Source organism: Ideonella sp., assembly GCF_035254525.1.
Taxonomy (GTDB): Bacteria; Pseudomonadota; Gammaproteobacteria; order Burkholderiales; family Burkholderiaceae_C; genus Ideonella.
In genome coordinates this window covers 1-17,071 of the sequence record NZ_DATFAN010000017.1, presented here as the reverse complement: position 1 = coordinate 17,071, position 17,071 = coordinate 1, and the positions used below count along the sequence as shown (strand labels likewise).

The 17,071-nt window shown below is 72.7% G+C and carries 17 protein-coding genes; 9 read left to right on the top strand and 8 right to left on the bottom strand.

Going from position 1 to position 17,071, the window contains the following annotated elements:
- Window positions 1-92: 92 nt before the first annotated feature.
- From VJ693_RS01655 to VJ693_RS01625, 7 genes are all read right to left on the bottom strand, one after another.
- Window positions 93-1,220: a helix-turn-helix domain-containing protein gene (locus tag VJ693_RS01655; RefSeq protein ID WP_324151723.1), complete on the bottom strand. Its 1,128-nt coding sequence runs from the start codon at window positions 1,218-1,220 to the stop codon at window positions 93-95.
- A 4-nt stretch (window positions 1,221-1,224) separates the two neighbouring features.
- Window positions 1,225-1,725 carry a hypothetical protein gene (locus VJ693_RS01650; protein ID WP_324151722.1) on the bottom strand — a complete coding sequence of 167 codons (501 nt, stop codon included), beginning with the start codon at window positions 1,723-1,725 and terminating at the stop codon, window positions 1,225-1,227.
- A 15-nt stretch (window positions 1,726-1,740) separates the two neighbouring features.
- A complete protein-coding gene (gene tgt / locus VJ693_RS01645; protein ID WP_324151721.1) occupies window positions 1,741-2,889 on the bottom strand; it encodes a tRNA guanosine(34) transglycosylase Tgt in 1,149 nt (382 codons plus the stop codon).
- A gap of 31 nt (window positions 2,890-2,920) precedes the next feature.
- Window positions 2,921-3,337 (bottom strand): c-type cytochrome, encoded by a 417-nt coding sequence (locus tag VJ693_RS01640; protein WP_324151720.1) that lies wholly within the window; start codon window positions 3,335-3,337, stop codon window positions 2,921-2,923.
- A gap of 182 nt (window positions 3,338-3,519) precedes the next feature.
- The gene (locus VJ693_RS01635; RefSeq protein ID WP_324151719.1) at window positions 3,520-4,473 is read right to left on the bottom strand and encodes an HD domain-containing phosphohydrolase; all 954 of its coding nucleotides are present in this window, start codon (window positions 4,471-4,473) and stop codon (window positions 3,520-3,522) included.
- The gene (gene queA / locus VJ693_RS01630; protein WP_324151718.1) at window positions 4,470-5,579 is read right to left on the bottom strand and encodes a tRNA preQ1(34) S-adenosylmethionine ribosyltransferase-isomerase QueA; all 1,110 of its coding nucleotides are present in this window, start codon (window positions 5,577-5,579) and stop codon (window positions 4,470-4,472) included. The genes VJ693_RS01635 and queA overlap by 4 nt, the downstream gene beginning before the upstream one ends.
- 135 nt (window positions 5,580-5,714) lie before the next feature.
- Complete coding sequence (locus VJ693_RS01625; RefSeq protein ID WP_324151717.1) at window positions 5,715-5,873, bottom strand: hypothetical protein; 159 nt, start codon at window positions 5,871-5,873, stop codon at window positions 5,715-5,717.
- A 176-nt stretch (window positions 5,874-6,049) separates the two neighbouring features.
- On the opposite strand from VJ693_RS01625, the gene recG reads away from it, so the two are divergent.
- The 8 genes from recG (at window position 6,050) to VJ693_RS01585 (ending at window position 16,330) form a co-directional block, all read left to right on the top strand.
- On the top strand, window positions 6,050-8,170 hold the full coding sequence (recG, locus tag VJ693_RS01620; RefSeq protein ID WP_324151716.1) for an ATP-dependent DNA helicase RecG: 2,121 nt from the start codon (window positions 6,050-6,052) through the stop codon (window positions 8,168-8,170).
- 171 nt (window positions 8,171-8,341) lie between these two features.
- On the top strand, window positions 8,342-9,913 hold the full coding sequence (locus tag VJ693_RS01615; protein WP_324151715.1) for a M4 family metallopeptidase: 1,572 nt from the start codon (window positions 8,342-8,344) through the stop codon (window positions 9,911-9,913).
- A 130-nt stretch (window positions 9,914-10,043) separates the two neighbouring features.
- Window positions 10,044-10,967, top strand: coding sequence for a hydrogen peroxide-inducible genes activator (locus VJ693_RS01610; protein WP_324151714.1), 924 nt, complete (start codon window positions 10,044-10,046; stop codon window positions 10,965-10,967).
- Window positions 10,968-11,084: 117 nt separating this feature from the next.
- Window positions 11,085-11,591 (top strand): Dps family protein, encoded by a 507-nt coding sequence (locus VJ693_RS01605; protein ID WP_324151713.1) that lies wholly within the window; start codon window positions 11,085-11,087, stop codon window positions 11,589-11,591.
- A gap of 36 nt (window positions 11,592-11,627) precedes the next feature.
- Complete coding sequence (locus tag VJ693_RS01600; RefSeq protein WP_324151712.1) at window positions 11,628-13,037, top strand: TolC family protein; 1,410 nt, start codon at window positions 11,628-11,630, stop codon at window positions 13,035-13,037.
- Window positions 13,034-14,023: an HlyD family secretion protein gene (locus VJ693_RS01595; protein WP_324151711.1), complete on the top strand. Its 990-nt coding sequence runs from the start codon at window positions 13,034-13,036 to the stop codon at window positions 14,021-14,023. Before VJ693_RS01600 ends, VJ693_RS01595 begins: the two co-directional genes overlap by 4 nt.
- 1 nt (window position 14,024) lies before the next feature.
- Complete coding sequence (locus VJ693_RS01590; protein ID WP_324151710.1) at window positions 14,025-15,203, top strand: ABC transporter permease; 1,179 nt, start codon at window positions 14,025-14,027, stop codon at window positions 15,201-15,203.
- Window positions 15,200-16,330 carry an ABC transporter permease gene (locus VJ693_RS01585; RefSeq protein WP_324151709.1) on the top strand — a complete coding sequence of 377 codons (1,131 nt, stop codon included), beginning with the start codon at window positions 15,200-15,202 and terminating at the stop codon, window positions 16,328-16,330. The genes VJ693_RS01590 and VJ693_RS01585 overlap by 4 nt, the downstream gene beginning before the upstream one ends.
- 9 nt (window positions 16,331-16,339) lie before the next feature.
- Here the strand turns inward: VJ693_RS01585 and VJ693_RS01580 are convergent, their stop codons facing one another.
- Window positions 16,340-16,750, bottom strand: coding sequence for a hypothetical protein (locus tag VJ693_RS01580; RefSeq protein ID WP_324151708.1), 411 nt, complete (start codon window positions 16,748-16,750; stop codon window positions 16,340-16,342).
- A 211-nt stretch (window positions 16,751-16,961) separates the two neighbouring features.
- On the opposite strand from VJ693_RS01580, the gene VJ693_RS01575 reads away from it, so the two are divergent.
- Window positions 16,962-17,071, top strand: a 110-nt coding sequence (locus tag VJ693_RS01575) for a GTP-binding protein (protein WP_324151743.1), incomplete at its 3' end; no start/stop codon positions are given.

Below are 17,071 nucleotides of genomic sequence, written 5' to 3'. Positions count from 1 at the left end.
CCCCGTTCGGCGCGCATGGTCATCGACACGCCGGGCGGCGTCTGGCCGAAACCTGTGGGCCGGTGGCCGATTGCAGGAATCGGCGAGGGTTTTCAGGCTTCGGCCAGGGCGCGCTGGCGGAATTCGGTGGGGGTCAGGCCGGTATCGGCCTTGAAGGCGCGGTTGAACGGGCCGATGGACTGGAAGCCCGCCTCCAGCGCGATCGTGAGCACCGGCAACCCGCGCCGGGCCGGGTCGGCCAGCGCGGCCTTGGCCTCGGCCAGGCGATGGCCGTTGACGAAGGCGCTGAAGTTGCGGTGGCCGAGATGCCGGTTGATGACCCGGCGCAGCCGGTACTCGGGCACGCCCAGGCGGCCGGCCAGGGCGGCCAGCGTCAGTCCCTCGTCGCGGTGCGGCCGCTCGTCGGCCATCAGGCGCTGCAGGGCGGCGGCGGTCGCCTGGTCGGCGGCGTCGGGCGCATCGGCGCGATCGCCGCTGTCGGCTCGATCGGCGCGTTCCACATCGTCGGGCCCCACCGGCCCGATCGCCAGGGGTGGCCGGGCCACAACCAGCGGCGCAAACAACTCGCTCGCGCGCAGCCGCAGCAGGCCGGCGGCCAGCGTCGCGGTGATCGCCAGCAGCAGCATGGTGTCGAGGCTGGCCTGGACGGCCGACAGGCGCCCTTGCGGCGAATGCCAGCGCAGCCACAGCATGCCGAGCGTGTAGGCGCTGCCGGCCACGACGACGAAGGCGCGCAGCCGGCGCCGGCGCTCGACCAGGTCGTCGCGCCAGTGGGCGAGCGCCGCACCGATGGCCCAGGCCACGCAGGCCACCGGCACCCAGCGCAACGCCTCGGCGATCGTCGCGCCGGCCGGGCCCCCGGCCCAGGCGCCCGCGCAGGCGGTGGCCGACAGCCCGGCCACCGCGGCCCAGGCAAGGCCATGCCAGGCCCGCCAGCGCGCCGCGTCGTCGAACAGCGCCTGCGAGAACACGCCGAACAGCACCGCGTTGCCGCTGGCCAGGCCGGCCGCCGCCGAGCGCGCGGCCAGCGGCCAGGCCGGCGCCAACGCGGGCGCGTTCCCCAGGGTCGCGAGCGCAAGCCCGAGCGCCAGCGAGGCGCCGGCGCGGGCCGCCGTCGCCCACGGGCGCCCGCGCACCAGCGCGACGGCCAATGCCAGCAGCAGGGCCACCAGCGCGCCGCGCAGCAGCAGGTCCAGCGACGCGGTCAGGGAGGCATCCAAGCCCTCAGCTCCGTGCGGCTCGCCAACGCCGCCACTGCGCGCGCAGGCGCAAGCGCAGCGCGCGGGCCGCGCGCCAGGCGGCCGAGGCGCGCGCCCAGGCGAGCAGCGCCTCCTTCCAGGCCGCCCAGCGGGCATAGCCGCTTGCGAACCAGGCCAGGCGCATCAGCGCCGGCTGGGTCAGCGTGAACAGGCGCGCGACGATCGCGGTGCCGACGAGCTTGGCGAGCACGATCACCAGCGCGCCGAGCAGGGCGCGGCCCTGGCCAATCAGCCACAGTGCCAGCAGCTTGACCGGCAGCAGCGCCAGGGCCGGCAGCGCGAACAGCAGCAGCGCGGCGTAGGGCGGCAACCGGCGCACACGGCCTTCGATCCAGCGAAAGCCCGGCCACTGGCCGATGCGTGCCAGCGCGCGCTGCAGCGGCTCCCAGCCCCACTCCTCGAACAGGATGACCAGTGCCAGCAGCCACTTCAGCGGCCAGGCGAGCACGCGGATCAGGGTGCGCACCGCGCGGCTCGCTTGTCAGACGCCCCGCGCGCGCTCGGCCGCGAAGCGGGCGCGGAAGTCGGCGAAGCGGCCGGCGTCGAGCGCGTCGCGGATCTCCTGCATCAGGTTCAGGTAGTAGTGCAGGTTGTGGATGGTCGCCAGCATCGGCGCGAGCATCTCGCCGCAGCGCTCGAGGTGGTGCAGGTAGGCGCGGCTGAAGCCGCCGGCGCCCGCACCGTCGCCCGCACAGGCATAGCAGCGGCAGCTTTCGTCGATCGGGCGCTCGTCGCTCTTGTGGCGCGCGTTGCGGATCTTCAGGTCGCCGTAGCGGGTGAACAGGTGGCCGTTGCGCGCGTTGCGGGTGGGCATGACGCAGTCGAACATGTCGACGCCGCAGGCGACGCCGTCGACCAGGTCCTCCGGCGTGCCCACGCCCATCAGGTAGCGCGGCTTGTGGCTGGGAAGCCGGTGCGGCGTGTGCGCCATGATGCGCAGCATCTCGTCCTTCGGCTCGCCGACGGAGACGCCACCGATCGCGTAGCCCGGCAGGTCCAGCTCGACCAGTTGGTTGAGCGATTCCTCGCGCAGGTGCTCGAACATGCCGCCTTGCACGATGCCGAACAGCGCGTTGGGGTTCTGCAGCCGAGTGAACTCGGCCTGCGAGCGCCGCGCCCAGCGCAGGCTGAGCTCCATCGACGCGCGGGCCTCGCCTTCGGTCGTCAGGTGGCCCTTGGTTTCGTAGGGCGTGCACTCGTCGAACTGCATCACGATGTCCGAGTTCAGCACGGTCTGGATCTGCATGCTGATCTCGGGCGTCAGGAACAGCTTGTCGCCGTTGACCGGCGAGGCGAAGTGAACCCCCTGCTCGCTGATCTTGCGCATCTCGCCGAGGCTCCAGACCTGGAAGCCGCCGGAGTCGGTCAGGATCGGCTTGGTCCAGCCCTCGAAGCGGTGCAGGCCGCCGAAGCTGCGGATCACGTCCAGCCCCGGGCGCATCCACAGGTGGAAAGTGTTGCCGAGGATGATCTGCGCGCCCATGTCGGTGAGCGAGCGCGGCAGCACGCCCTTGACGGTGCCGTAGGTGCCGACCGGCATGAAGATCGGCGTCTGCACGACGCCGTGGTTCAGCGTCAGGCGGCCGCGCCGGGCCAGGCCCTCGGTGGCCAGAAGGTCGAACTGGAGCATGGGGCGGATTGTCGCCCGGCCCCGGTGCGGTCTACTTCGTGGGGCCGAGTGCGAGGATCCACTTCACCAGTCTTCGCGCGTCGGCCTCGCTGATCGCGACCTGGTTGGGCGGCATCGCCAGGCCGCTGGCCTGGCCCTTCCAGTGGCTGAGGTAGGGGTTCGAGCCGCCGAGCACGGTGGCGGTGAGCCTGTCTTCGGCGCCGCGCTGGCCGGCGTATTTGTCCGAGACGTCGCGCCAGGCCGGGCCGACCGGCGGCAGGCCGTCCGGGCCCTTGCCGCCCGGGTCGATGTGGTGGCAGGTCATGCAGCCGCTGTGCGAGGCCAGCGCGAGCATGGCGGCGTCGTTCGAGCCGGCGCGCGCCGGGGCGGCGCTGGCCAGCGCGGCGAGCACGGCGGTGCCGGCCAACAGGCCGCGCGAAAGACGCGAAAGGCGTGGGAAGCGTTTCATCGAGGGCTCCTGTGTGGTGATGACTTGAGCCCACCATAGGCAGCACCGGCGGCGCCCGCTTGCGCCAAATCAAGCGGCCCCGGCGTTTTGCCAGGATGGAGCAGCGCGCTCCAGGCCGGTTCAGCGCGGGCACCACGGCCTGCTCCAGGCTGCCACAACGGCAGGCCGGCAGGGACCTCAGCTCAGTACAGGGTGAAGAGCTGCACCCAGGGAATGCGCACGCGCAGCAGCGCCGGCGTCACGGCGGCCACCACCGCGAAGGCGGGCTGGCTGGTGTCGCGCTGCGCGGGCGTGGCGCGGGGCTCGCCGTTGGGGTTCTGCAAGGCGATGGCGATCGGCGCGTTGGCCGCCGCGCCGCGCCGCACGACCAGCGCGAGCTCGAGCGAGGCCAGGCGCACCACGGTGCCAGGCGGGTACAGGCCGAACTCCTTGGCCAGCGCGAGCGCCGTCGGGTCGGTCGCATGCTGCTGGAACAGGCGTCGCGCGGCCAGGTCCGGCAGCATCGGGTGGCGCCGGGCGCGCGAGCCGAAGCAGGCGCAGTAGACGTCGATCATGCGCAGCCGCTGCGCCTCGGGCAGCGGCTCGGGCAGCCGGGCCGGGTAGCCGCCACCGCCGGGCTCCTCGTGGTGCTGCTCGACCATCGCGAGCCACAAGGGCTCGGTGATGCCGCTGTGGCGCAGCATCGCCGCGCTTTGCACCGGGTGCTCGCGCAGCAGGTCGCGCTGCGCCGGCTTCGGCGGCGCTTCCTGGTCGGCCAGCCGGTCCTGCAGCGACAGCATCGCCAGGTTCATCGTCAAGGCCGCGCACAGGGGCACGGTCAGCGATTCCGGCGCTGCGCCGTCCTGGCGCAGCGCCAGCAGCGCCCAGGTCGCCGCGACGTGGGCCGAGTGCGCCACGCTGTACGGATAAGGCTCGCACAGCTCCGGGTGCACGAGCAGGGCTTGCGCCATGTCGGGGTCGGCCTGAACCAACGCAGCGAGATCGCTCGCGATGCCGCGGATGCTCGTCTCCAGGCCGCTGGCGTGCGGTTCCTGCAGCGTCACGTTCAGCCGCGTCAGCAACTCGCGCCACTGGCGCAAGTGCTTCTCGCCCACGGGCGGCTCGCCGTCGCCCGTATCGGCGTCGACCGGGTTCATGCAGCGCCGCGAACGCGATCCAACAACATCGCGTCGCCGTAACTGAAGAAGCGGTAGCGTGCCTCGATGGCGTGGCGGTACAGCGCCATCACGTGGTCATGGCCGGCGAAGGCGCTGACCAGCATCATCAGCGTGCTCTTGGGCAGGTGGAAGTTGGTGACCAGCCGGTCGACCACCTGGAAGCGGAAGCCCGGCGTGATGAAGATGTCGGTCTCGCCGCGCTGGGCCGCCGTCAGCCCCTCGCCGGGCGAGCGCAGGGCGGCGGATTCGAGCGCGCGCAGCGTCGTGGTGCCGGCCGCGACCACCTTGCGGCCGCTCGCGTGCGCGCGGGCGACGGCCTCGACGGTGGCCTCGGGCACCTCGAACCACTCGCTGTGCATGCGGTGCTCGGCCAGGTTCTCGCTGCGCACCGGCTGGAAGGTGCCGGCGCCGACGTGCAGCGTGACGCGTGCGCTGGCCACCCCGCGCGCGGCCAGCGCGGCCAGCACGCCCTCGTCGAAGTGCAGCGAGGCGGTCGGCGCGGCCACCGCGCCGGGACGCTCGGCGAACACCGTCTGGTAGCGCTCGGCATCCTCCGGCTCGTCGGTGTGCGTGATGTAGGGCGGCAGCGGCACGTGGCCGAACTGCTGCAGCAGCGCGAACGGGTCGGCCGGGAAGCGCAGGCGGAACAGCGAATCGTCCGGCCCGGTGCGGCCCAGCACCTCGGCGTCGAAGCCCTCGGCCAGCGACGATGGCGCGAGGCCGAAGCGCACCGTGCTGCCCGCCTTGGGCGATTTGCTGGCCCGCAGGTGCGCCAGCACCTGGTGCGGCGGCCCGCCCGGCACATCCGGCAGGACCCGCTCGACCAGCGCCTCGACCGCCCCGCCGGTCGGCTTTTCGCCCAGCAGCCGGGCCTTGATGACACGGGTGTCGTTGAAGACAATCAGGTCGCCCGGGGTGAGCAGGTTGGGCAACTCGCGAAACACCCGGTCGACCGGGCGTTCACCACACCCGTCGAGCAGGCGCGAGGCGCTGCGCTCGGGGCTGGGGTGCTGGGCGATCAACTCGCCGGGCAGCACGAAATCGAAGTCGGCGAGGGTGTAGGGGCGCGATGTGAAAGCGGGCATGACCTAAAGGCTTCACCGGCCTTCAAGAACTGTTGGCCTGAATTGTTCCACGCCGGACCGCGGGTCGCAGCAATCGGCATGCCTGGATTAGGCCCGCGAACGGGCGCCAGGTTCCCTGCCGACGCTACCGATTCATCAGCGCGGCGCGTCGGCCGGCGCGTGCTCCGGCATCTGGGCGGCCGGTTGCGTACCGGCCTGGGCGCGGGCATCCGAGCGGTCCCAGGCCCAGGCGAAGGCCACGCCCAGCCCCAGCACGGCGGTGATCAGCACAAGCAGTCGAACAGCAAAACGCATGGTGGTCAGCGGGTGGCAGCGAGCGGGCAACGGGAGGGCCGGGAATTCGGCCGGCCGGATTGTCCCGCTATTTCGGCCGCGCTCGCCTCAGGGTTCGTGAGCAGACGCAAGCAGCAGTCACCGACTGTCGCAACCGGTGTGCCCAGGCTCCTTTCTCGCCAGTGACAATCGCCCGCATGCCCGCCGCTTTGCCGCCTGCCGCCGCCTCGCCGAAGTCCGGCCCGGCGCGGGCGCTGGAGACGCTGGGCCTGACGACGCCGATCGCGCTCGCGCTGCACCTGCCGCTGCGCTACGAGGACGAGACCCGCCTGACCCCGCTGGCCGAAGCCCAGCCCGGCAGCACGGTGCAGGTCGAGGCCATCGTGCGCGATGCGCGGGTCGAGTTCCGGCCCCGGCGCCAGCTCGTCGTGCGGCTGGAAGACGAGGCCGGCGAGGCGCTGGTGCTGCGCTTCGTGCACTTCTACCCTTCCCACCAGAAGGCGCTGCAGCCCGGCGTGCGGGTGCGCGCGCGCGGCGAGCTGCGCGGCGGCTTCTTCGGCCGCGAGATGATCCACCCGCAGTTCAAGGCGGTGGAGCCCGGCACCCCGCTGGCCGCGGCGCTGACGCCGGTCTACCCCAGCACCGCCGCGCTGCCGCAGGCCTACCTGCGCAAGGCGGTGGCCTCGGGCCTGCAGCGGGCGCACCTGGCCGAGCTGCTGCCCGCCGGCGTCGTGCCGGCGGGCCTGCCGCCGCTGCGCGAGGCGCTGCAGTTCCTGCACCACCCGCCTCCAGCAACGCCGCTGGCCACGCTCGAAGACCACAGCCACCCGGCCTGGCAGCGGTTGAAGTTCGAGGAGCTGCTGGCCCAGCAGCTGGCCCAGGCCCAGGCCCGGCGCGAGCGCGCGCAGCACGCGGCGCCGGTGCTGGCGGCGCGCGCCGGCGGCTTGCACGAACGGCTGCTTGCCGCGCTGCCGTTCGCGCTGACCGGCGCGCAGCGGCGCGTGACGCACGAGATTGCCAGCGACCTGGGCGCCGGCCGGCCGATGCATCGGCTGCTGCAAGGCGACGTGGGCGCCGGCAAGACGGTGGTCGCGGCGCTGGCCGCCGCGGTGGCGATCGACGCCGGCTGGCAGTGCGCGCTGATGGCGCCGACCGAGATCCTGGCCGAGCAGCATTTCGCGAAGCTGGTGCAGTGGCTCGCGCCGCTGGGCGTGCAGGTCGCCTGGCTGACCGGCAGCCAGCGCGGCAAGGCACGGGCGCGGGCGCTCGAGGCGGTCGCGCGCGGCGAGGCGGCGCTGGTCGTCGGCACGCACGCGGTGATCCAGCACGACGTGGTGTTCGCCCGCCTCGGCCTGGCGGTGGTCGACGAGCAGCACCGCTTCGGCGTCGCGCAGCGCCTGGCGCTGCGGCACAAGCTCGAGGCGGCGAGTCCCGACGACGCGGCCGTCCGCCTCGAGCCGCACCTGCTGATGATGAGCGCGACGCCGATCCCGCGCACGCTGGCGATGACCTACTTCGCCGACCTCGAGGTCTCGACGATCGACGAGCTGCCGCCCGGCCGCACGCCGATCGTGACCAAGCTGATCGCCGACCACCGGCGCGACGAGCTGATCGGCCGCATCCGCGACGCGGTGGCGGCCGGCCAGCAGGTCTACTGGGTCTGCCCGCTGGTCGAGGCGATGGAAGATGATGGCCAGCCGCCGGCCGGCGGCGGCCGCGGCAAGCCGCTGGCCGAGCTGCGCAACGCCACCGAGACGCAGGCCCAGCTCGCCGCCGCGCTGCCCGGCCACGAGGTCGGCCTGATCCACGGCCGGCTGAAGGCGGCCGAGAAGGCGGCCGTGATGGCGCGCTTCAAGGCCGGCGAGACCGCCGTGCTCGTCGCCACCACGGTGATCGAGGTCGGCGTCGACGTGCCCAACGCCAGCCTGATGGTGGTCGAGCACGCCGAGCGCTTCGGCCTCGCGCAGCTGCACCAGCTGCGCGGCCGCGTCGGCCGCGGCACCGTGGCCAGCGCCTGCGTGCTGATGTACTCGTCACCCTTGTCCGACAGCGGCAAGCAGCGCCTGCGGGCGATGGCCGAGACCCAGGACGGCTTCGAGATCGCACGGCGCGACCTGGAGATCCGCGGCCCCGGCGAGTTCATGGGCGCACGCCAGTCGGGCGACGCACTGCTGCGCTTCGCCGATCTGGCCGAGGACGCGCCGCTGCTGGCCCAGGCGCGCCGCGTGGCGCCGTGGCTGCTGGACGTGCACCCCGCGGCGGCCGAGGCGCAGGTGGCGCGCTGGCTGGGCCGGCAGGCCGAATTCTTAAGAGCCTGAGGACCGGCCCGGCGGAATCGCCAACTGTTGACCTCCATCAGATCGAGCGGGTGCGCCCCCCAATCTTCGGGATGGCCGCCGGGTGATCCCGGCACCGACATTCGGGAACCCCTCCAACGCGCCGCCTGCGCGGCGCACGCGGGCCACACCAGTCACTCCAGGAGACCCTCGATGTCGTTCACCATGTCTTCGGTCCAGCGCGCGGTTGTCGCCATCTTCGGCGTGTGCGCCGCCCTCGCTGCCCAGGCTGCCACCCCGGCGGCCGACCACCCCGCCGTCCAGCGCGCGCTGGCTCACCTGAAGGGCGCCGCGGCGGCGCCCGCGCAGGTCTCGGCCGGCGACAGCTTCGCCGCCCGCGACCTGATCACCGACGCCGACGGCAGCACCCACGTGCGCTTCGCCCGCCAGTACAAGGGCCTGCGCGTCATCGGCGGCGACTTCGTCGTGCACCTGGCCCCGAACGGCCAGTTCCGCGACGTGTCGGTCTCGCTGGCCCAGCGCATCGCGCTGGACACCAAGCCCGCCATGAACTCGCGCGACGCCAGCGCCAGGGCCCTGGCCGCGTTCCCGCACCGCGACGGCCAGGTGCACTCGGCGCAGCTCGTCGTCTATGCACGCGACGCAGCACCGCAGCTCGCCTGGGACGTGCTGGTCAAGGGCGTGCAGGCCAACGGCACCCCGAGCGAAGCGCACCTGATCATCGGCGCCGGCGGCCGCGTGCTCGACCGCTGGGACGACATCCACACCGCCGACGACATCGGCACCGGCAAGACACTGTACGCGGGCGACGTGGCGCTGCACGACGTCTTCAAGCCCGCCACCGGCAAGTACGTCCTGAAGGACGTGACGCGCGGCAAGCACTACCTGGTCGACATGAGGCACACGACGTCGGCCGAGTACACGTACAAGGCCAAGAACAACGTCTGGGGCAACAACGCCGAGACCGACAACGAGACGGTGGCCGCCGACGCCGCCTACGGCCAGAACATGACCTGGGACTACTACCTGAACATCCACGGCCGCAACGGCATCGCCGACGACGGCAGGGGCGCCCGCTCGCGCGTGCACTACTCGTTCAACTACGACAACGCGTTCTGGAGCGACAGCTGCTTCTGCATGACCTATGGCGACGGCAGCTTCTTCAACCCGCTGGTGTCGATCGACGTGGCCGGCCACGAGATGAGCCACGGCGTGACCTCGCGCACCGCCGGGCTGATCTATTCGGGCGAATCGGGTGGCCTGAACGAAGGCACCTCGGACATCTTCGGCACGATGACCGAGTTCTACGCCAACAACGCGAACGACACGCCCGACTGGGACATCGGCGAGAAGCTGTACAACACGCCGGGCTCGGCGCTGCGCTACATGATCCAGCCGAGCAAGGACGGCGCCTCGTCGGACTGCTGGTACAACGGCGTCGGCAACCTCGACGTGCACTACTCGTCGGGCGTGGCCAACCACTTCATGTACCTGCTGTCCGAGGGCACGACCAACGGCGTGCCGAGCAAGACCTGCGTGGCCGGCAACACCCGCGTGGCCAGCGGCACCGGCACGGTCACCGGCATCGGCCGCACCAAGGCCGAGAAGATCTGGTACCGCGCCCTGACGGTCTACATGACCCCGACCGAGACCTTCGCCAAGGCCCGGCTCGACACCGTGAAGGCCGCTGAAGACCTGTATGGCGTCGGCTCGGCCGAAGCCATCGGCGTCGGCGCCGCCTGGACCGCCGTCAATCGGCCGTAGCCACACCAACGAGGCCCGCGGAAGCGGGCCGTCCCATCCAGGGCGTGCGCGGATCCGGCTTGGCCGGTCCGCTGCGCGAGCCCCCTCGGGGGGCAGCCCCCGGAAGGGGGCGTGGGGGCACAATCCCTGAATGACGCTTACAGAGCTGCGCTACATCGTCGCCGTCGCCCGCGAGCGCCATTTCGGCCGTGCCGCCGAGGCCTGTTTCGTCTCGCAGCCGACGCTGTCGGTCGCGATCAAGAAGCTCGAAGAGGAGCTCGACGTCAAGATCTTCGAGCGCGGCAGCAACGAAGTCACGATGACCCCGCTGGGCGAATCGATCGTGCGCCAGGCGCAGCAGGTGATCGAGCAGGCCCAGGGCATCCGCGAGATCGCCAAGCGTGGCAAGGACCCGCTGGCCGGCCCGCTGCGCCTGGGCATCATCTACACGATCGGCCCCTACCTGCTGCCCGAGCTGGTGAAGAACGCGATCGAGCACGTGCCGCAGATGCCGCTGATCCTGCAGGAGAACTTCACCGTCAAGCTGCTGGACATGCTGCGCACCGGCGAGCTCGACTGCGCCATCATGGCCGAGCCCTTCCCCGACAACGGGCTGGCGATCGCGCCGCTGTACGACGAGCCCTTCATGGCCGCGGTGCCGCGCAACCACCCGCTGGCCGCGCGCAAGACCATCACCTCCGAGGAGCTCAAGCGCGAGACCATGCTGCTGCTGGGCACCGGCCACTGCTTTCGCGATCACGTGCTCGAGGTCTGCCCCGAGTTCGCGCGCTTCTCCAGCGACGCCGAGGGCATCAAGAAGAGCTTCGAAGGCTCGTCGCTCGAGACCATCAAGCACATGGTCGCCTCCGGCATGGGGGTGACGGTGGTGCCGGCGCTGTCGGTGCCGCGCGAGCCGCAGGCGCACCTGGTGTTCATCCCCTTCGCCGAGCCGGTGCCAAGCCGCCGCGTGGTGCTGGCCTGGCGCAAGAGCTTCACCCGCTACGAAGCGATCGCCGCGCTGCGCAATGCCGTGTACGCCTGCGAACTGCCGGGCGCGAAGCGGCTGACCGGCTGAGCCTTCGAACCAACGCTATCGTTAGCATAGTCCAATTGAATTGGACCGCCTAATAGCCATCTCCTACTATCGCGCCATGCGGGACCGAATCGCCCGAGCCCTTTCCAGGAACGAACCATGGCCAAGAAGACGAACGGCGGCAATGCCGCCTTGCAGATCAACATCGGCATCAGCGAGAAGGACCGCGCCGCCATCGCCGGCGGCTTGTCCAGGCTGCTGGCCGACACCTACACGCTGTACCTGACCACCCACAACTTCCACTGGAACGTGACCGGGCCGATGTTCAACACGCTGCACGCGATGTTCATGGCCCAGTACACGGAGCTGTGGGCCGCGGTCGACCCGATCGCCGAGCGCATCCGCTCGCTCGGCCACCCGGCGCCGGGCAGCTACGGCCAGTTCGGCAAGCTCAGCTCGCTGAAGGACGCGCCCGCCACGCCGCCGAAGGCGCTCGAGATGGTGCGCATCCTCGTCGAGGGCCACGAGGCCGTCGCACGAACGGCGCGCGGCATCTTCCCGCTGGCCGACAAGGCCGGCGACGAGCCGACCGCCGACCTGCTGACCCAGCGGCTGACCGTGCACGAGCAGACCGCCTGGATGCTGCGCAGCCTGCTGGAGGACTGATCAGCCGACCACGCGGCCGCTGAGATACTCGCGGCCGTGATTGCCCGACTCCGCGCATCGGCCGCCGCCGCGGCCGCCCTGACCCTCGCCCTGCTGGCGTCACCCGCCGGCGCCCAGGCCCCGGCCGAACCGGTCGCGCTCGACTTCGGCGCGGCCTGGCAGCAGCTGCAGCAAGGCTCCGAGCGCCTGGCCGCGGCCCGCGCGGGCACGCGCAGCAAAGCCCGGCAGGCCGAGGCCCTGAGCGGCTTCGGCGGCCCGACGGTGAGCCTGTCCGGCGCCTGGGCGTCCTACCGCGGTGTGTTGAGCGTCGACACCAGCGGCCTGAGCGACAGCCTGGGCCAACTCGCCGCCCAACTGCCCGTGCCCTTGCCGCCGGTGCAGTTGCCGACCAGCTACGACTACCAGACCCGCGGCCACGTGGGAACGGGCACCGTGAGCGCGGTGGCGCCCCTCTACCTCGGCGGCGCCGCGGACGCGGTGCGCGGCTTCGCCGGCGCGCAGCAGGCCGAGGCCCAGGCCGACGAGCGCCAGACCGAAGATCAACTTTCCACGGTGCTGGTGCAGCGCTACTTCGGCGCGCAACTGGCGCGCCGCGCCGCCGCGCTGCGCGCGCAGGCGCTGGCCACCGTCGAGCAGCACGACCGCGCGGCAGAGAAGCTGCTGGCCAACGGCGCCATCGCGCGGGTCGAGCGGCTGCAGGCCAGCGCGGCGCTGGAGGAGGCCCGCCGCAACGCCAGCAAGGCGGCCAGCGACGCCGAGCTGGCGCAACGCGCGTTGGCCAGCACGCTGGTCAGCGCGCAGCCCGTGCTGCCGAGCTCGCCGCTGTTCGTGCAATCGGCGCCGCTGCCGCCCTTGAACGAGTTCCTCGCCCAGGCGCTGATGTCGCACCCCGGCCTGGCCAAGGTCGAGGCGAAGAAGGCCCAGGCCGAGCGGCTGCACGAAGCCAGCGCCGGCCTGCGCCGGCCGCAGGTCTTCGCCTTCGCCCAGCGCGACCTGCGTGAAGGCGACCGGGCCAACTGGGCCGCCGGCATCGGCGCACGCTGGACGCTGTACACCTCGCTCGACCGCGGCGCCCTCGATGCCGCCTCGCAGGCGCAGGTCGAGCAGGCCCGCCACACCGATGCCCAGGCCCGCGCCGACATCGCGCTGCTGGTCGAGCGGCAATGGCGCGCCGCCGAGCAGGCACGCCAGGCCTACCTGTCGATGCAGACCGGCGTGGCGCTGGCCGAAGAGATCGTCCACCTGCGCAGCATCGGCCTGCGCGAAGGCACCAGCACGCCGCTGGAGCGCATCGACGCCGACACCAACCTGGCCAAGGTGCAGACCGAGCGCGCGCAGGCGGCCTACGACTACGTCACCGCGCTGGCCGGCCTGTACGAGGCCTGCGGCCAGCCCGGGCGATTCGCCGACGCCCTGGCCCACGCCGACATTCGCATCACGCCATGAACATGAAACGCATCCTTGCCGGCGCGGCCGGCCTGGGCCTGCTGGCCCTCGTCGCCTGGGGCCTGTGGCAGGGCAGCCGGCCGCAGGCCGAGCAGATCCAGGGCATGCTGGAAGCGCGCGAGACCGACGTGGCGCTGAAGATCACCGGCCGCATCGCCGAGGTGGCGGTGCAGGAAGGCCAGAAGGTCGCGCCCGGCGCGCTGCTGGTGCGCGTCGACAGCCCGGAGGTGTCGGCCAAGCTGGCCCAGGCGACCGGCGCGCGCGATGCCGCCCAGGCCGTGGCCGACAAGGCCAAGCACGGCGCCCGCGGCGAGGAGATCCGCATGGCCCGGGCCCAGTGGGAGCGCGCCGTCGTCGCGCAGGACCTCGCGGCCAAGGGCTTCCAGCGCGCCGACAACCTGTTCAAGGAAGGCCTGCTGGCCGCGCAGCGGCGCGACGAGGCCGAGGCCAACCTGCGCGCGGCCGAGGGCCAGACCCGCGCCGCCAGGGCCCAGCTGGACATGGTCGAATCGGGTGCCCGGCGCGAGGACCAGGCCGCCGCGGCGGCGCAGGCGCGCCAGGTGGCCGGCGTGGTGCAGGAGGTCGAGGCCGCGCGCGCCGAGACCACGCTGGCCAGCCCGGTGGCCGGCGAGGTGGCCAAGGTGCTGGCCAAGGTCGGCGAGCTCTCGCCCGCCGGCGTGCCGGTGGTCACGCTGGTCGACCTGGCCGACCACTGGGCCCTGTTCAACGTGCGCGAGGACCGGCTCGCGGCCTTCGCGCTGGGCCGAGAGTTCGATGCGGTGGTGCCCGCGCTCGGGCCGCAGGCCGTGCGCTTCAAGGTCATCGGCTCGTCGCCCCTGCCCGACTTCGCGACCTGGCGGGCCACGCGCTCGGGCGCCGGCTACGACATGCGCAGCTTCGAGGTGCGCGCCCGCCCGCTGCAGCCGCTGGCGGGCATGCGGCCCGGCATGAGCGTCCTCGTCACGCTGCCGGCCACTGCCCCCTGACATGGGCGAGTGGGCGCCCGGTTTCGCGCGCGCCTGGCAGCGCGAGCGGCGGCTGTGGGCGAGGCGGCCAGCCGACTGGCTGATGTTCAGCCTGGTGCCGCTGGCCGCGGTGCTGCTGACCTGGAGCCTGTTCTGGGCCGGCACGCCGCGCGGCCTGGCCATCGGCGTGCTCGACGCCGACCACAGCGCCGTGTCGCGCCAGCTCACGCGCTGGCTCGCTGCCGCGCCCGGCCTGCGGCTGGCCGAACGCTTCGACGACGAAACCGCCATGCAGCGCGCGCTGCGGCGCGGCGAGGTGATGGCCGTCGTGTGGCTGCCGGCGGGCTTCTCGCGTGACCTGAAGACCGGCCGTGGCGCCCATGCCGCGCTGCTGCACAACGCCCAGTTCGCCACCCACTCGGGCCTGATCCAGCGTGACGTGCGATCGGTCGTCGGCACGCTGTCGGCCGGCGTCGAGATCGTCACCCGCGAGAAGCGGGGCGAATCGCCCCTGGGCGCGCGGGCAGCCTTCGAGCCGATGCACACCGCGCTGGTGGCGCAGTACAACACCTCGCTCGACTATGAGCCCTTCCTGGCCACGACGCTGGTGCCCGCGCTGCTGCAGATCTTCGCGATGGTCGCCGGCGCCTGGGGGGTCGGCCGCGAGCTGCGCGACCGCACCGTGGGCGCCTGGGTCAGCGCGGGCGGCGCCGGCTGGGCCGCGCTGGCGGCGAAGTGGCTGGCGCCCTGGGCCGCGCTCGTCGCCGTGCAGCTCGTCTTCGTGGCCGGGCTCGCCGGCGTGCGCGGCTGGCAGCCCGCGGGGCCGCTGTGGCCGGTGCTCGGCCTGCACGCGCTGATGCTCGCGGTCTACCTCGTGCTCGGCAGTTTCGCGGCGCTGGCCGCGCGCTCGCTGCGCACCGCCTTGTCGGCCGCCGGTTTCGTCACCGCGCCGGCCTTCGCCTTCGCCGGCGTGGGCTTTCCACTGCTGGCGATGCCGGCCGGCGCCCAGGCCTGGGCGCTGGTGCTGCCGCTGACCCACGTGCTGGCCGTGCAGACGGCCGTCTGGCAGATGGGGGCGCCGGGCTGGCGCGCGGCCCCGGCGGCCGCGGCGCTGCTGGCGGCGCTGGTGCTGCTCGCAGCGGCGTGCCGCGTCCTGCTGCCGCGCGTGGCCAACGACGGCCGCGCCTGGGGGCGCCGATGACACGCATGGCGCCGCGCGGGTTCTTCGCCACGCTGGCCGCGCTGCTGCGCGACCCCGGCGTGCTGCTGCTGGCGCTGGTGGCGCCGGTGCTGTATTCGTTCTTCTACCCCTGGCCCTATCTGCAGCAGGCCCCCACGCGGGTGCCGGTGGCGCTGGTCGACGCCGACCACTCGAGCCTGTCACGGCAGATTGCCCGTTATGCCGATGCCAGCCCCAAGCTGGCGCTGAGTTTCGTGACCGGCGACGAGCACGAGGCCCGGGCCGCGATGCAGCGCGGCGAGATCGAGGGCTACGCGCTGCTGCCCCCGGCGCTGCGGCGCGACGTGCTGCGCGGCGAGGCGGTCGTCGTGCCGGTGGTCGGCAACGGCGCGTACTTCCTGCTCAACAAGGTGGTGCTGGCGGGCTTTGCCGAAGCGGTCGGCACGGTCTCGGCCGGGGTGGAGCTGCGCAAGCTGCGCGCGCGCGGCGCCAGCGGGCTGCAGGCCGCGGCGAGCCGCGCGCCGATCCAGATCCAGCTGGCCGCGCTGTACAACCCGAGCGAGGGTTATGGCAGCTACGTGGTGCCCGCGGTCGCGGTGCTGATCGTGCACCAGACGCTGCTGATCGCCATCGCGCTGTGGGTGGGCAGCTGGTTCGAGGGCCGCCCCGCCGGCCCGCTGCGCGACTGGTGGCCGCGGCTGGCCGCCGCCGCCACGCTGGGGCTGGCCAGCGGCGCCTGGTTCTTCCAGGCTGCGTTCCGGCTCTTCGACTACGGCAGCGCGGCGCACCCGCTGCCGCAGGTCGCCCTGCTGGCGCTGCTGGCCTGGGCGGCGGCGGCGCTCGGCACGGCGCTGGGCGCCCACTTCGCCGACCGCGAGCGGGCCATGCAGGTGCTGCTGTTCAGCTCGATCCCGATGGTCTTCCTGTCCGGCTTTTCATGGCCGGCCGAGGCGCTGGCGCTCCCGCTGCGCCTGCTCGCCGCGCTGCTGCCGACGACCCCGGCCATCCAGGGCCTGCTGCGGGTGAACCAAATGGACGCCGGCTGGGCCGACGTGCAGCCGCAGCTCGCCCACCTGGCCGTGCTCGCGGCGCTGGCCACCGCGTGGGCCTTCGGCGCGCTGGCGCGGCGCCGCGCGGGCGCCCGCTGACGGGCGGTGTCAGCGCCGCCGGCGGCCGATGCGCAGCAGCTGCAGCAGCAGCACGGCGCTGACCCCGCTGGCGACCGCCGGCTGGCTGCTGATCAGCTCGCCGACCTGGCGGAACACCTCCGGCGCGGCTTGCTGCAAATAGGACGCGAGCTCGAGCACCTGATCGGCGGTGATGCGTGCGGTGTCGTCCAGCGTGACCTGCAGCCGCTCCCAGCCGTGCCGGTGGCGCACCGCGGCGAACACGCCGTTGGCGACCGCGACCAGGCCGAGGGCGCCCATCGGCCGCATCAGCGTCTCGATCAGCTGTGCGCGAAATGACAGCGGCGTTTCGCGGAACACACCGGAGACGTACAGCGGCACGAGCGCGGCGCCCGCCGGGTTCGATGAGGATGAGAAGACGTGATGATCAGGTTCGCCCATGCGATGCTCCTGAATCGTGAGGGGAGAAACGACGGCATGCCGCCGAACGAAGCCCCATGCTGGGTTCGCGAGGTTGGTGCCGCATGAAGCCCGTGTAAACCTGGGTATCGGGCCGACAGGTGCAAGCAGCGGGCCAGGGGGCCACGCGGATCGCGTTGGACCGCACCGCCGATAATGCCGGGTTGGCCCTCGCGCCCCCTTCCTGCACACCATGGCCTCCGACCTCACGCCGCACGTGCGCCGCCGGCGCACCTTCGCCATCATTTCGCACCCCGACGCGGGCAAGACCACGCTGACCGAGAAGCTGCTGCTGTTCTCGGG